This window comes from Paraburkholderia fungorum (genome assembly GCF_046027215.1).
Classification (GTDB): Bacteria; Pseudomonadota; Gammaproteobacteria; order Burkholderiales; family Burkholderiaceae; genus Paraburkholderia; species Paraburkholderia fungorum_D.
Genome location: NZ_JAQQEN010000002.1, coordinates 1,503,945 through 1,518,294 on the forward strand (window position 1 = coordinate 1,503,945; position 14,350 = coordinate 1,518,294).

Sequence of the window (14,350 nt, forward strand, 5' to 3'; positions counted from 1 at the left end):
CATCGCGCGGGCGAACGGCATACGCGGCCACTACGCGCGTCAAGCCTACAGGATACGCGATCAGAAACGCCTGGAGGAGATTCGCGGAGCCGCGAGGCGCATGCATTCCGCTCATGACGGAGCCCGCGCCGGCTGCCAGAACACCGTTCCCGCACCGAATCAGGGCAGACGCGTTCGCCATTCGCACCAGAACCGAGCTTTCCTCATACCTCGTCAGTCACGCCACGCGCCGGAAAAATCATGGACGTTAACCCGCATGCGCCACTGCCTCGGCCTTCCCGCTCGCTGCGGCGTCAGGCAGCAGCACAGTCGCACGGAGCCATGCGCATGAGCCTACGTCATGGCCGCCATGCGCATATTTCGTTTGTTGGAGGATTTTGGCAAACCTAGAGTGCATCAACACGCAGCGCATCGTGCAATGCGTGCTCGGCAGCGCGAATGAGCACTGCAACGGCAGCGGTCAGAGCGAATATCACCAGGCAACAGGCGTTCAACACGGGAGACCGCCATGCAAGAGATCAAACGGGGTAGAAGGCAGGCCATCAAGACGATCGGCGCAGCGCTCGCGGCGTCCACGTTGCCGATGCCGTTCATCAACCTGCGCGCGCAGGAACACAATTTCTCCGGCAAGACGCTGCGCCTGCTGACGTGGTCGGACGACACCGGCGCCGCGGCGCTGCGCAACATCGCCGCGTCCTTCACGGCGAAAACCGGCGCCAAGGTAATCGCGGATCGCGCCGACGGCACCTCGGGCATGGTCGCCAAGGTCAAGGCCGCGGGCGATCGCCCCACGTACGACGTCATCACGCTGGCCGGTGTCGGCGCTGCGGGTCTTGGCGACGCGGGTCTTCTGATGAAACCCGATCTCGACAAGCTGCCCAACCTGAAGGACGTCGCGCCGCAGTACCGCACCGGCGCGAATGGTTTCGGCGTCGGCTATCTCTTGTGGTCGGACGGTCTGATCTACAACACTTCGACGGTCAAGACCGCCCCCGCCAGCTACGAAGCGCTATGGGACCCGAAGTACGCCGGACGCCTGTTCCTGCCGCCACCCGAATGGGCGGAAGCCGTGGACCTCGCGATCATCGCCGCGAAAATGAATGGCGGCTCGCAGCAGAACATCGAGCCGGGCTTCAAGAAGCTGATGCAACTGAAAGACCACGTGATGACGCTCGGCGAGAATCCGAACCAGGTGGCCGATCTGTTCCGCACCGGCTCGCTCGATATCGGCGGCATTTATTCGCCGGCCTTTTTCCCCGACCAGATCCGCAAGCCCGAGTACAAGATGGCCGTGACCTATGGCATGAAAGAAGGCTTCGCCACGCAACTGATGTTCACGGTGATCCCGAAGTCGCATCCGGGCGACAGCGATCTGATCCACGCCTTCATCAACCATTCGCTCGACGCCGGCGTGCAAGGCCGCATGGCTGCGGACGTGCTGAACGGCCCGGTCAATTCGAAAGCGGTGATTCCCGCCGAGAGTCGCGCGTTCGTGCCGAGCCCGCAGCAGATCGCCGAGAAAGCCATCCTGCATGACGACAAGGCGCTCGCGGTCGTGCAACCGGCGTGGATCAAGCGCTACACCGAAATCTTCGCGGCATGACGACGATGCTCGCGCGCTTTTCGCGGCGTGCTTCCGCCGCTTCGAACGCGGCGTCGGGGGCCCCTTCCGGCGTCCCCGACGAGCCCGCGTCCGCGCCGCCCACCTCCGCCCTGGAGCAAGCCCGGCCATGGTTGCTGCTTGCGCCGATCCTGCTGTTTCTCGCGGTGCTCGGCGCCGCGGCGCTGGTGGTGCTGCGGATGAGTTTCGGCACGCAAGGCGGTGAATGGCGCGGCTTCACGCTGCAAAATTACGCCGACCTCGTCGACGGCTATTTTCTGAAGTCGTTGTGGCTCACGTTGAAACTCGCCTTTCAAAGCATGATCTGCGCGGTGCTGCTGGCGATACCCGTCGCGTTGGCGATGGCGCGCACCGAATCGCGCCTCGCGCGGCGGCTGCTGCTCGCGGGCGTGCTGCTGCCGCTGCTTGTGAACCTGCTGCTGCAGGGCTACGGCTGGCTGATCATCCTCGGCCCGGCCGGTTTGCTCAACCACACCCTGCTCGCCAGCGGCCTCGTGCAGCGTCCGGTGATGTGGCTGTACCGCGAGCATGGCGTGTTGCTCGGTCTGATCCAGACAGCGTTTCCGCTGGCGGTGCTGCCGCTATCGAGCGCGATGCGCGCGGTGTCACGCTCGTATGAAGAAGCCGCGGCCACGCTCGGCGCGACGCGCTGGCAAACCTTGCGTCACGTGCTGTTGCCGCTCGCGATGCCCGGTCTCGTATCGGGCGCGCTGCTGGTGTTCGCCTACAACGCCAGCGCGTTCGCGGTACCGCTGCTGCTCGGCGGACGCCGTGTGCCGATGCTCGCCGTGCTGGTGCACGACCAGGTGGCGCCGCTGCTCAACTGGCCGGCCGCATCCGCATCGGGCGTTGTGCTGATGGTTGCCACGCTCACCGTGATGGCGCTCTCGCAGCGCCTCGTGCGCCGTACCCAACGCCTCGCCGAGGAGCCCCACGCATGAGCACGCCGATTCAACCCGCGCGCCTGCCGCGCATGCCGCGCCTACCGATGACGATGCCCGGCCAGCTCGGCAAGGCCGCCGCCCTGCTGGCCGCGATCGTGCTGTTTCTCGCCGCGCTGCCGATCCTGACGATGATCACCATGTCGTTCAGCGCGGCCGACACGCTGGAATTCCCGCCGCACGCATACGGGCTGCACTGGTATCGCGCGGCATGGCACAGCTTCGTGTCGCCGGACGCAAGCGATTCGCTGTCGATGGGCGCCGCGCTCAGCACGAGTCTGATCGTCGCGCTCTCGACCATGGTGATTGCCACGCTGGTCTCGGTGCCCGCCGCGTACGCGTTAAGCCGCTACCGGTTTCGCGGCAAACCAGCGGTCGAACAACTGGTGGCGCTGCCGCTCGTCTATCCGCTGGTGATGCTCGGCTTGTCGCTGCTGCTGGTGTTCAACATGCTGCCGATCGAACTGGGCGTGTTCCGCCTGATCATCGCGCATGTGATTCTGGCGCTGCCGTTCACCGTGAAAAACTGCGCGGCCTCGGTTGCCTCGATCGGCCCCGAGTTCGAGGAAGCCGCCTGCGTGATGGGCGCGAGCCCAGGCCGCGCGCTGATCGACGTGATCCTGCCGCTGATGCGCCCCGGCATTCTCGCCGGCATGCTGTTCGCGTTCATCGTCTCGTTCAACGAATTCACCGTGACGTTCTTTCTCTACGGCATCGACACGATGACGCTGCCGGTGTGGCTCTACAGCCGCACGGTGTCCTCGCTCGATCCGACCGTGTTCTGTTTCGCGGTGTTCATCGTCGCGATCGACTTCGCGCTGATCTGGCTGCTGGAAAAGCTGATCGGCGACGAAGGCGTCGCGCTTTGATCGCACTGTGATGATGCCTTCTTGCTGGAGCATTCGATGACCCATCTGACCTTGCAGGCCGTGACCAAGCGCTTCAACGCGGCCTATGCCGTCGACAACATCGACCTGAGCGTGCCCGACGGCAAGCTGGTGTGCTTTCTGGGACCGTCCGGCTGCGGCAAGACCACGCTGCTGCGGATGATCGCCGGGCTGGAAACACCCACCTCGGGCAGCATCCAGTTTGCCGGCCGCAACATCACCCACCTGCCGGCGAATCAGCGCGACTTCGGCATGGTGTTCCAGTCGCTCGCATTGTTTCCGCACATGACGGTGGCGCAGAACGTCGCCTATCCGCTGAAGCTGCGCAAGACCGCGAAAGAGGCGCAGACGCGCCGCGTCGCCGAATTGCTGGAGTTGATCCAGTTGCCGCATATGGCGAACCGTCCCGTCACGCAACTCTCCGGCGGGCAGCGGCAACGTGTGGCGATTGCCCGCGCGATTGCCTCGCAACCGAAGCTGCTGCTGCTCGACGAACCGCTTTCCGCGCTCGACGCCAAACTGCGCGAAGCCATGCAGGTGGAAATTCGCCTGCTGCAACAGCGTCTGGGCATCACCACGATCATGGTCACGCACGACCAGCGCGAAGCAATGACGATGGCCGACGAGATCGTGGTGATGGAAAAAGGCCATATCGCCCAGGTCGGCAAGCCACTCGATATTTACCGCGATCCGGTGAGCGAGTTTGTCGCCGACTTCATCGGGCTGGGCAATATTCTGCCGGTCACCTACGACGGCGTCGGCGCCGTGAGCCTGCCGGGCGGACGGCGCATTGCCGTGGCCCAAACGGCACGCGTACCGGAATCCACTCGCGATATCCGTCTGCTGATCCGGCCGGAAGACGTGTGCGTCAAGCCTGCGTCTGAAGCGGCGGGCGAGAACCGCCTCGCCGGCACGGTGACATTTATCCGCGACGTCGGCGCGTCGCTCGAAGCGACCATCGACTGTGCCGGCTTCACGCTGACAGCCGCGACCACGCCGCGCGAAACGCCCGGCCTCACGCTCGGCATGCCGGTGCTCGCGGAATTGCCGGCGCACGCGTGCAAGCTGATCGCCGCACGGGTTGCTCATTGACGACGCGTCGCTGAAACGCGTCATTGAAACGCGTCATTCAAGCGCGCCATCGAAGCGCGCCCGCTGAAACCCATTCCAATACCGACATTTTCGACAGAGGAAAGACCATGAATCAGCCCCAAGTTGCCCAATCGAGCGCTCGCCGCGTGTTCGCGACGCTCGCCGCCGCGCTGGTTTTCACCGGCTTCGGCGCGCTGTGCGCCTTCGCGCCGGCCGCCCACGCGGACGCGCTCGACACCATCGCCAAATCCGGCACGGTGCGCATCGGCGTATTCGAGGATTACCCGCCGTTCGGCTCGATCGGCCCGGACATGAAGCCGATGGGCTACGACATCGACGTCGCCAACCTGATCGGCCGTGCGCTCAACGCGAAGGTCGAACTCGTACAGGTGACGGGTGACAACCGCATGGCCTACCTCGCCGACCATAAGGCCGACATGCTGATGTCGGTCGGACAGACACCGGAGCGCGAAAAGGTCATCGACTTCTCCCAGCCGTATGCGCCCTACTACCTCGCCGTCTTCGGCCCGAAATCGCTGCCCGTGAAGAACGCCGCCGACCTGGCCGGCAAGTCGGTTTCGGTCGCCCGCGGCACGCTGGAAGACCTGAGCGTCACCAAGATCGCGCCGCCCACGGCGACCATCAAACGGTTCGACGATCCTAACGGCGCTATTTCGGCGTTTCTTTCTGGTCAGGTACAGTTGATGGTGGTCGGCAACGACGTCGGGGCAACCATCCTCGCGCGTCATCCGGCCAACGATCCGGAGCAGAAGTTTGCGCTGTTCAGCTCGCCGGATCACGTCGGTCTGAACAAGAACGAGCCGCGCCTGAAGCAGAAGGTCGACGAAACGATTGCCAAGGCCCGCAAGGACGGCACGATGAATTCGATCTCGCAGAAATGGCTGCGGGCGCCGCTGCCGGCCGACCTCTGAACCTTTTCTGCGCGGACCGGCAAAGCCGGCTCGCACCGGATGACCTCACGATGAACCGCACGCCATGAATTATGTGTTCGATTTCAGCGGCTTCGGCCTCTATGCGGGGATGCTCGCGCGCGGCGTCGCCGTCACGCTGGGGCTGACGGCCGTGTCCACCCTGCTTGGCGGCGTGCTCGGCATCGCCGGCGCAAGCATTGCGGTGGCCGGGCCGAAATGGGCGCGCTGGATAGTGGCGAGCTACGTCGAGCTGATCCGCAATACGCCGTTCATCGTGCAGCTGTTCTTTGTGTTCTTCGGTCTGCCGAGTCTCGGCATTCATATCGACGAAGTGCAGGCCGCGATTCTGGCCATGACCGTCAATCTCGGCGCCTACGCGATCGAAATCGTGCGCGCGGGCATCGATTCGATTCCGCGCGGCCAGGTGCAGGCGGCGCAGGCGCTCGGCCTGCATGGCCGGCAGGTGTTCCGCCATGTCGTGCTGCCGCAGGCGATCGCCAATGTGTTTCCCGCCTTGCTGAGCCAGGTGCTGATCGTGATGCTCGGCTCGGCGGTCGTGTCGCAGATCTCGGTGCCCGATCTGACCTACGCGGCGAACTTCATCCAGTCGCGCAATTTCCGCTCATTCGAGAGTTACCTGATCATCACCGCAACGTATCTGCTGCTGTCGATCGTGCTGCGGCAAATTCTCAACCGGCTCGGACGCGGACTGTTCGCGGGCCGCCTCGCGCGGGGTTCGAACAGCGCGCCGCGTAACTGGCGCACCCGCCTGATGTGGCGCGGCGCCCGCACCCTGCCGACGGAGCGCTGATCATGGTCGAATTCACGCTTTGGGACATCGCCCGCAATCTGTTGCTCGCCGCCCGCTGGACGGTGCTGCTGTCGTTGATTGCGTTTGTCGGCGGCGGCATCGTCGGACTGATTCTGCTGACGATGCGCGTGTCGCCGATCGCGTGGCTGCGCCGCATCGTCGTGGTGTACGTGGAAATTTTTCAGGGCACGCCGCTACTGATGCAGCTGTTTCTGGCGTTCTTCGGGCTGCCGCTGCTGGGTGTCGATGTTTCGCCGTGGATGGCGGCGGCCGTCACGCTCACGCTGTACACCAGCGCCTATCTGGTCGATATCTGGCGCGGTTGTGTCGAAGCGGTGCCGCGCGGCCAGTGGGCCGCGGGCGCGAGTCTCGGCATGACCTTCAGTCAGCAGTTGCGCTATATCGTCTGGCCGCAGGCGCTTAAAATCGCCGTCGCGCCAACCGTCGGTTTTCTCGTGCAGGTGGTGAAGAGCACCGCGCTCGCGTCGATCATCGGTTTCACCGAACTGACCAAGACCGGCACGATGATTACCAACGCCGCATTCCGGCCATTCCCGATCTACGGCATGGTCGCGATGATCTACTTCGCCATGTGCTTCCCGTTGACGTGGTACGCGCGGGTGTTGGAAAAGCGGCAGAAGGTGGGCCACCATCGCTAGCCCGCAGCGCCTGAAAATGGAAAAAGCGGCAACCGTCGTAATGCGCGGTTGCCGCTTTTCTTTTTGCCCGTGTGCCCGTTTGCTGGTCTGCGCGTGTAGCGGCTAGCGGGCCGCCTGCGTCGACTTGCGCAGCTTCGCCACCTCGGCCGCACTCACCGCCGGTGCGCCGTTATTCCATCCGGCCCGCACGAAGCTCAGCACATCGGCGATCTGCTGGTCGTTGAGTACCGGCGCGTATTTCGGCATCGGATACGGCGCGGGAATCCCGCCGATCACGAGGTCACCGGTGCCGTTCAGCGTCACGTTGATCAGCGACGACGCGTCCTTCTCCAGCGCGTTCGGATTGCCTGCGAGAGGCGCCAGCATCGGCGCGAAACCGCGTCCATCGACACCATGGCAGTGCATGCAGTACGCCGTATAGACGCGCGCACCGGCATCGTTCGCGGGACGGTTCAGCGACACTTTGGTGGCTTGCGGATCGTACGCATACGGCGCCGCGCCGCTGCCTCCCGCTGGCGGCAACGACTTCAGATACGTCGTCATCGCGGCGACGTCGGCGTCATTCATGGCCTGCGTGCTGTTGTTGATCACGCTGGTCATCGAACCGAATGCCGAGGCGTGGCGATTGGCGCCCGTCTTCAGGAACGCGGCCAGATCCTGTTCGTTCCAGCGGCCAAGACCGACGTTATGCTCGCCGGTCAGGTTCGCGGCGAACCAGCCGTCCAGCACACCGCCGGTCAGGAACGCGCTGCCCGATTCGTCGAGCGCTTTCTCCTGGAAGGCGATGCCGCGCGGCGTGTGGCACGAGCCGCAGTGCCCCAGCCCCTGGATGAGATACGCGCCGCGGTTCCACGCCACGTCCTTGCCCGGTTTGTCCCGATAGACGCCCTTCTCGAGGAACACCATGTTCCAGAATTTCAACGGCCAGCGCATGTTCATCGGCCATTTGATATCCGGTTCACGATTGGCCTGCTGCACGGGCGCGACGCCGTTCATGAAGAACGCGTATAGCGCCTTCGTGTCGTCGTCGCTGACCTTGGCATAGGACGGATACGGCATCGCCGGATAGAGGTTGTGCCCGTCTTTCGCGACACCCTCGCGCAGGGCTCGCGCGAAGTCCTCTTCCGTGTAGCCGCCGATCCCGGTTTGCGGGTCGGGCGTGATGTTGGTGGTGTAGATCTGGCCCATCGGTGTGGTCATCGGCAAACCGCCCGCGAACGGTTTGCCCTTTGGCGCCGAGTGGCATGCCACGCAATCGCCGAGCTTCGCCAGATACGCGCCGCGTTGCACCAGCGCCTGATCGGCGGCGTGCGCGGCGGTTTGCGTCAGTATTGGCAGCGTCACGCATAACGCCACGCCGACACCCTTCAGTGTGTTTTTCATCTCGGGCTCCCATGCAAAGCTGTCAGGCGGATTGCAGTTGGCTGCCGACCGGCAATTGCCGCAGCCGCTTGCCGGTGGCCGCAAAGATCGCGTTGGTCAGCGCGGGCGCGAGCGCCGCCGTGCCGGGTTCGCCAATGCCGCCGGGCGCCTCGCTGCTCTTGACGATGTGCACTTCGACGGGTGGTGTCTGGTCGATACGCAAGATCCGGTAGTCGGTGAAATTGTTCTGCTCGACGCGGCCGTCCTTGATCGTGATCTCGCTATAAAGCGCCGCCGTGATGCCGAAGATGATGCCGCCCTGCACCTGCGCTTCGATGGTGTTCGGATTGACCGCCATCCCGCAATCGACCGCGCACACCACGTGGTTCACCTTCACTTCGCCGTTATCGACCGTCACATCCGCCACGATTGCAAAGAAGCTGCCGAACGCGTGCATGAGCGACACACCGCGCCCTTGTCCCTTCGGCAGCGTCTTGCCCCAGTTCGCCGCCTGCGCGGCGACATTGAGCACGTTCAGCGCGCGCGGCGTTTTGCCGAGCAGATCCTGGCGATATTTGACCGGATCGACTTTCGCTTGCGCCGCGAGTTCGTCGATGAAACTTTCCACCACGAAGGTGCTGCGCGTCGGCCCCACTCCACGCCAGAACGCGGTGGGAATCGCGTGCGGTTCCTGGCGCACATAGTCAACCAGTTGATTGGGCAGGTCGTACGGCAAGTCCGCGGCGACTTCCACCGCGTCCGGATCGAGGCCGTTCTTGAAGGCGGGCGGCGCGAAACGCGCGAGGATCGACGAGCCGACAATCCGGTGCTGCCAGGCGAGCGGCTTGCCATTCGCGTCGAGCCCGGCGGAGATCTTGTCGTAGTAGTACGGGCGGTACATGTCGTGCTGGATGTCTTCTTCGCGCGTCCACACCACCTTGACCGGCGTCGCCACCTGTTTGCCGACCTTGACCGCCTGCGTGACCATGTCGAATTCGAGCCGCCGGCCAAAGCCGCCGCCGAGCAGATGGTTGTGCACGATGATCTTGTCGGCAGGCAGGCCGGTCACCGCGGCGGCCGCATCCCTCGCCCGCGTCGGTACCTGCGTGCCGAGCCAGACTTCGCAGGCATCCGGGCGCACATGGACCGTGCAATTGATCGGTTCCATCGTGGCATGCGCGAGGAACGGCTGCTGATACACCGCGTCGACGCGGGTCTTCGCGTTTGAAAATGCGTTGCCGACGTCGCCGTCCTTGCGCGCGACCGCGCCGTTGCGCTGCGACGCATTGGCGAGATCGTCGACGATCTGCTTCGTCGAGAGCGTCGCGCCCGCGCCCTCGTTCCACTTGATATCGAGCGCCTGCACGCCGCGTTTGGCTGCCCACGTGTGATCGCCGATCACGGCGACCGCGTTATCGAGCCTGACCACCTGGCGCACTCCGGGGATCTTCTTCGCGTTGCTATCGTCGACGCTGGCCAGCGTGCCGCCGAACACCGGGCAGTTCGCGATCGCCGCATAGACCATGTCGGGCACGCGCACGTCGAGGCCGAACACGGCAGTGCCGTCCACTTTCTCCGGTGAGTCGAGGCGTTTTACGGCCGTGCCGATCAGCTTGAAATCCTTCGGATCTTTCAGCGGCACATTTTGCGGCGCCGGCAGTTTGGCGGCGGCTTCGGCCAACGCGCCGTAACCGATGCTGCGATTGCTCGCCGCGTGGATCACCTGTCCGGCCTGCGCATGACAGCTCGCCGGATCGACCTGCCACTGCTGCGCGGCCACGCTGATCAACAGCGTCCGCGCAGTGGCGCCCGCGCGGCGCATCGGCTCCCATGCATAACGGATCGAAGTTGAACCGCCGGTGAGCTGGCCACCGAGCAGCGGGTCCATGAAGAGCTTTTCGTTGGGCGGCGCGTGGTCGAGCGTTACCGAATCGAGCGGCACTTCGAGCTCTTCCGCGATCAGCATCGGAATCGACGTGTACACGCCCTGGCCCATTTCGACCTTCGGAATCACCAGCGTGACCTTGCCGGCCGTGTCGATCTGGATGAATGCATTCGGGGCGAACACGCCGCCTGGCGGCGTTTCGTCGCCGTCGCCGCCGATGACCGATTTGCCGGCCTTCTGATCCTGGCTGACCGCCTGCATGCTGAAGCCAAGCAGCAAGCCGCCGCCCGTCGCCGCGCCCACTGTCACGCCGAACTTCAGGAACGTGCGCCGCGAGATGCCGCTCTTTGTGGGCTGTGCGCCGTTTTGTGCATCGAGCAATCCTCGGGACATGTCAGGCTCCCTTCGCGGCTTGCTTGATTGCCGCGCGGATGCGGTGGTAGGTCCCGCAGCGGCAGATGTTGCCGGCCATGGCGGCGTCGATATCCGCGTCAGTCGGATTGGGGTTGCTCGCCAGTAACGATGCTGCCGACATCACCTGCCCCGACTGGCAGTACCCGCACTGCACGACATCCAGTTGGCGCCACGCCTGCTGCACCTTCTGGCCAGCGGGTGTATTACCTACGGCTTCGATAGTCGTGATTTTCCGCTCGCCGACCGCGGCCGCCGGCAGCACGCAGGAGCGCACCGCGACGCCGTCGAGATGCACCGTGCAGGCGCCGCATTGAGCGATGCCGCAACCGAACTTGGTGCCGGTCAGGCCGACGAGGTCGCGCAATACCCATAGGAGAGGCATATCGGGTGGGGCGTCGACGGTATGAGTCTGGCCGTTGATGTTAAGCGTTGTCATAGGCGGCTCCGGATGGGGGATTATTGTTTATTGGCCTGTTTAGACGGGGACGTCGAACCAAAACGCAAAGACTTGCCAGGTTTATTCGACAAGCCGTGCTAATACGCAATACGACTGAGGTATCACTGAAGCGGAAAAAGATGCGCAGCGCGAGTGCGCCGGAATGGACTGGGAAATTGTAGTCGCGCGGAAAAAAGTTCGCCCGCTAGCTGCCCTGGTTCACGCACGCGCGCAGCCCGCCGTTGCGTGTGCCGTGTCTGTGCGCCGTTTGAAACGGCAAGCAAATCAAGGCACTATCATGGGTTCACCGGCTTCGACGAATGCAATCAGCGCGGTGAAAGAATTCTTCCTGATTCGCCGCCGGGCGATTTTGTTAGGATGGCTCTGATCTGATTCGATCATCTGATCCGATCGCCCGGTCTGATCCAGCCTGACTATCCGAAAGGAGCGCCACAATGAACGACCAGCAATGCACTCAATTCCTCTCGGAGATTCGCCGGCCACTGCTCGCGTTGCATAAGGCGATACTCGATCACGAGCGCGCGGTCTATGAAAAGGAATTCGGCCCGGTAACGCCGGCCGCCTTTCTGCAGGTGCTGATCAACGGTTCGGCGTTTCGCTGGCTTACGCCGCTTTCCACCGTGATCGCGAACGTCGACGAGATTCTCGACGACAAGGAAGCCGAGGCGGCCGACCGGCTGGCCGCGGTCGAAGGCGTTACCGGCCTGTTTTCTCCCGACCAGCCCGAGAACGCCTTCCTGCCGCGTTATCTGCCGCTGCTGCAGGCCGATCCGGCGATCCTGCATCATCACGGCCAGGTCTCCCAGCTGCTGCGCGGCATTCAGTCGAAGTAGCGCCGATTTGATCGCATGCCGCCGCGAACGATTCGCGGCGAAAATGCCTTCGGCTCCCGCATTTCCTCACCATTGCAAAACGCGTAGTTCGAGCGGGAAAACATCGTCTGCTCGACAACAGATTCGGCGTGCAAACGCCGATTGCCAGGCTTTGAGAATTCAGCCGACACAAACAGCCCCTGTTTGAAGGCAATTTGTGCTCGATCTGTAAGAGTCCGCTGAACCGGCGTCGCGCATTTTTCGATCGAATGCCGCAGCGAGCAAAAATCCCTGGCTTTGCTGAATAAAACAACGGTGAGCTTCTGCGGGAGACGTTCATCGCGTGGCTAGCCGCGCCCTTGCGGCAAATAGGGCATCGGATCGATTGGCTTGCCGTCGCGGCGCAACTCGAAGCCCACCGATACGCGCGAGTTGTTTTCGTCGCCCATTTCAGCAATCTGCTGCCCTTGCCGCACGATGTCGCCGATTTTCACCAGCAGTTTGCGGTTGTGGGAATAGGCGGTCAGAAAATCCTTGTTGTGCTGCACGATGATCAGACTGCCGTAGCCGTTCAGGCCCATGCCGGCGTACATCACCCTGCCGTCGGCTGCGGCCCGCACCGGATCTCCCGGCTTGCCGCCGATCTCGATACCGCGCGTTTCGCCCGCCTGGAAGCTTTCGACCACGCTGCCGCCCGCCGGCCACGCCAGCGAGACGCCATTCGCGTGTCGCATGGTTTGCTGTGCGACTTCGCGCGCCTGCGCAGCGTCAGGCGCAGAAGACTGTGCCGCTGCGGGTGTTGCCGCCGCTGTCGCTGCGGCCGTCGTAGTCATCGTCGAGGGTGAAGCCTGAGCCACCGACGGCGCCACCTGTGCGGATACGGCAGCAGCCTTCGCCGCTGACGCATTGGCTGCATTGGCTGCATTCGCCGCATTAACCGCCCGCACTGTTTCCGGCGACGCGACATGCAGCACCTGGCCCAACCTCAGGCGCGAAGACGGCTTGAGACCATTCCATGCCTGCAGTTGCCTGACGGTGCAATGATGATGCTGCGCGACACGCGCCAGCGTGTCGCCACGCTTGACCCGATACACCAACGGCGGCGACTTCTTCAGCGGCGTGCCTTCGTTGGCGCCGATCTGCGCTGCCGCGTCGGACGCTGGCGCGGCCGCCGCAGGCACACCCGAAGCACCCGATGCCGCACCAGTCTGGGCGCCCTGCTGCCCCACATTCGCGCAACCGCCGACTGCCAGCGCGACCCACACGCCAACCAGACTGGCCATCATTTTTCTGTCGAAACGTTTTCCGGACATGCCCGACTCCTGGCGTATTCGTTGGCGAGCCGGGGTGCCGCCCTGTCGCGGACAAGGCGCGCGTTCGTACGACGCGCGGCGCTTGCTCGCGACACGGCGAGGCCGCCTCGTGCGGCGCTCACCCATGCTCTGCCGTTCAATCCGGCCCTTCACTCCTCGCCGGCGTCGCAGACGCTCAACTGCCCGAAAACAGGCAATCTCCCGTGAAAAGGGCCAGATTACCGATTAAAATTCAAGCGGAATTGTAAAGTGCGTTTTGCAAAAAAACGCCCGCCTCGAACATCCTGATACAAACCTTACGCGCGGTAGCGCGAATGCTGCCGCACGTGCTCTGGCGCATCCGCAGGTATGCCGATGGTCGGCGCATTGTTGAACCGGCTGCACATCGGTGCGCCAGGTTCGACAACGGCTGCTCTTGGCGAGCGCGTGACAACGTTTGCTTTAACGGCAGGGCGCCGCTCAAACTTGAATGGCCGGTCGCCGCGGCGGAGAGCGCGGATTGAAAAGTAGCGATGGCGGGCGCACTCAAGCGCCCGGATTGCGACGCAGACGCGTCATGCGTTGATCGTGATGTCTATCGTAATGCTTTCACCGCATCCGCCGTCACGTCGGCCTGCTGGCCGCCCCACGTCGCGCGCAGATAATTCGCGAACTGCGCGAGTTCCAGGTCGCTGAGTAGCGTGGCGCGGCATTATGAGGGGCGCCTAGCTCGAACAGTAAGCCCGAATAGAATCGATGCTGGTCCGGGGTCGGTGGCATCTGCATTGCCACGGGGTTGCCCCCGGCAGGCCTCGGACGCGCTCCATCAGGAGCGGTTCAGCCGCTCGATGTGACCACCGAAATGAGGACGCCCGACTGGACGATACATGAGGTGCATGCCAAATTCCCGACACCCACTGCGAAGCGCCCTGCTCTTGAATTCGGCCGCATTGTCAGTGGCGGCCGCCAAGCGGCATGCGGATGACACGCCTATTCCTGTGCTTGCACCTCGCAACCTTTTCCAAGAGCCCGACTGCGACTTTTCCCGGTGTCGTCGAGTACGATCTTCCCGGGTGTCCCATCACGTCAAGCGCCCGACGCAACTCAACCTCGACGCCTCGAACGCAGCGGAACGCACCCCATACCATGCCTTGCAAGCAGCAGTTGCGTTTCGAGAAGCTTCGC

At 63.7% G+C, this 14,350-nt stretch carries 13 protein-coding genes and 1 pseudogene; 8 read left to right on the plus strand and 6 right to left on the minus strand.

Annotated elements, in window-relative coordinates; genetic code table 11:
- Window positions 1–508 precede the first annotated feature (508 nt).
- From PQR27_RS27295 to PQR27_RS27325, 7 genes are all read left to right on the plus strand, one after another.
- Window positions 509–1,603, plus strand: coding sequence for an ABC transporter substrate-binding protein (locus tag PQR27_RS27295; RefSeq protein WP_408526718.1), 1,095 nt, complete (start codon window positions 509–511; stop codon window positions 1,601–1,603).
- 5 nt (window positions 1,604–1,608) lie between these two features.
- Window positions 1,609–2,562, plus strand: coding sequence for an ABC transporter permease (locus PQR27_RS27300; RefSeq protein ID WP_408528317.1), 954 nt, complete (start codon window positions 1,609–1,611; stop codon window positions 2,560–2,562).
- Complete coding sequence (locus tag PQR27_RS27305) at window positions 2,559–3,431, plus strand: ABC transporter permease (protein ID WP_408526719.1); 873 nt, start codon at window positions 2,559–2,561, stop codon at window positions 3,429–3,431. The genes PQR27_RS27300 and PQR27_RS27305 overlap by 4 nt, the downstream gene beginning before the upstream one ends.
- 36 nt (window positions 3,432–3,467) lie before the next feature.
- Window positions 3,468–4,541, plus strand: coding sequence for an ABC transporter ATP-binding protein (locus tag PQR27_RS27310; RefSeq protein ID WP_408526720.1), 1,074 nt, complete (start codon window positions 3,468–3,470; stop codon window positions 4,539–4,541).
- A gap of 107 nt (window positions 4,542–4,648) precedes the next feature.
- Window positions 4,649–5,473, plus strand: a complete 825-nt coding sequence (locus PQR27_RS27315) for a transporter substrate-binding domain-containing protein (protein WP_408526721.1) — start codon at window positions 4,649–4,651, stop codon at window positions 5,471–5,473.
- Window positions 5,474–5,537: 64 nt separating this feature from the next.
- Entirely contained in the window at window positions 5,538–6,284 is a 747-nt protein-coding gene (locus PQR27_RS27320) for an amino acid ABC transporter permease (protein WP_408526722.1), read from the plus strand.
- A gap of 2 nt (window positions 6,285–6,286) precedes the next feature.
- The gene (locus PQR27_RS27325; RefSeq protein ID WP_408526723.1) at window positions 6,287–6,943 is read left to right on the plus strand and encodes an amino acid ABC transporter permease; all 657 of its coding nucleotides are present in this window, start codon (window positions 6,287–6,289) and stop codon (window positions 6,941–6,943) included.
- Between the two features lie 102 nt (window positions 6,944–7,045).
- Here PQR27_RS27325 and PQR27_RS27330 read toward each other — a convergent pair whose 3' ends face one another.
- Genes PQR27_RS27330 through PQR27_RS27340 form a run of 3 tightly spaced genes read right to left on the minus strand, consistent with a single transcriptional unit; the run spans window position 7,046 to window position 11,040 of the window.
- Complete coding sequence (locus tag PQR27_RS27330) at window positions 7,046–8,326, minus strand: c-type cytochrome (protein ID WP_408526724.1); 1,281 nt, start codon at window positions 8,324–8,326, stop codon at window positions 7,046–7,048.
- Window positions 8,327–8,348: 22 nt separating this feature from the next.
- A complete protein-coding gene (locus PQR27_RS27335; RefSeq protein ID WP_408526725.1) occupies window positions 8,349–10,583 on the minus strand; it encodes a xanthine dehydrogenase family protein molybdopterin-binding subunit in 2,235 nt (744 codons plus the stop codon).
- Between the two features lies 1 nt (window position 10,584).
- Window positions 10,585–11,040: a (2Fe-2S)-binding protein gene (locus tag PQR27_RS27340; protein WP_408526726.1), complete on the minus strand. Its 456-nt coding sequence runs from the start codon at window positions 11,038–11,040 to the stop codon at window positions 10,585–10,587.
- Window positions 11,041–11,495: 455 nt separating this feature from the next.
- On the opposite strand from PQR27_RS27340, the gene PQR27_RS27345 reads away from it, so the two are divergent.
- The gene (locus PQR27_RS27345; RefSeq protein ID WP_408526727.1) at window positions 11,496–11,894 is read left to right on the plus strand and encodes a hypothetical protein; all 399 of its coding nucleotides are present in this window, start codon (window positions 11,496–11,498) and stop codon (window positions 11,892–11,894) included.
- A 326-nt stretch (window positions 11,895–12,220) separates the two neighbouring features.
- Here the strand turns inward: PQR27_RS27345 and PQR27_RS27350 are convergent, their stop codons facing one another.
- From PQR27_RS27350 to PQR27_RS39420, 3 genes and pseudogenes are all read right to left on the minus strand, one after another.
- On the minus strand, window positions 12,221–13,186 hold the full coding sequence (locus PQR27_RS27350) for a peptidoglycan DD-metalloendopeptidase family protein (protein WP_408526728.1): 966 nt from the start codon (window positions 13,184–13,186) through the stop codon (window positions 12,221–12,223).
- Window positions 13,187–13,855: 669 nt separating this feature from the next.
- Window positions 13,856–13,957: pseudogene (locus tag PQR27_RS27355) on the minus strand (TniB family NTP-binding protein); the annotation flags it as partial.
- Window positions 13,958–13,991: 34 nt separating this feature from the next.
- Window positions 13,992–14,153, minus strand: coding sequence for a TnsB C-terminal domain-containing protein (locus PQR27_RS39420; protein WP_494471438.1), 162 nt, complete (start codon window positions 14,151–14,153; stop codon window positions 13,992–13,994).
- Window positions 14,154–14,350 lie beyond the last annotated feature (197 nt).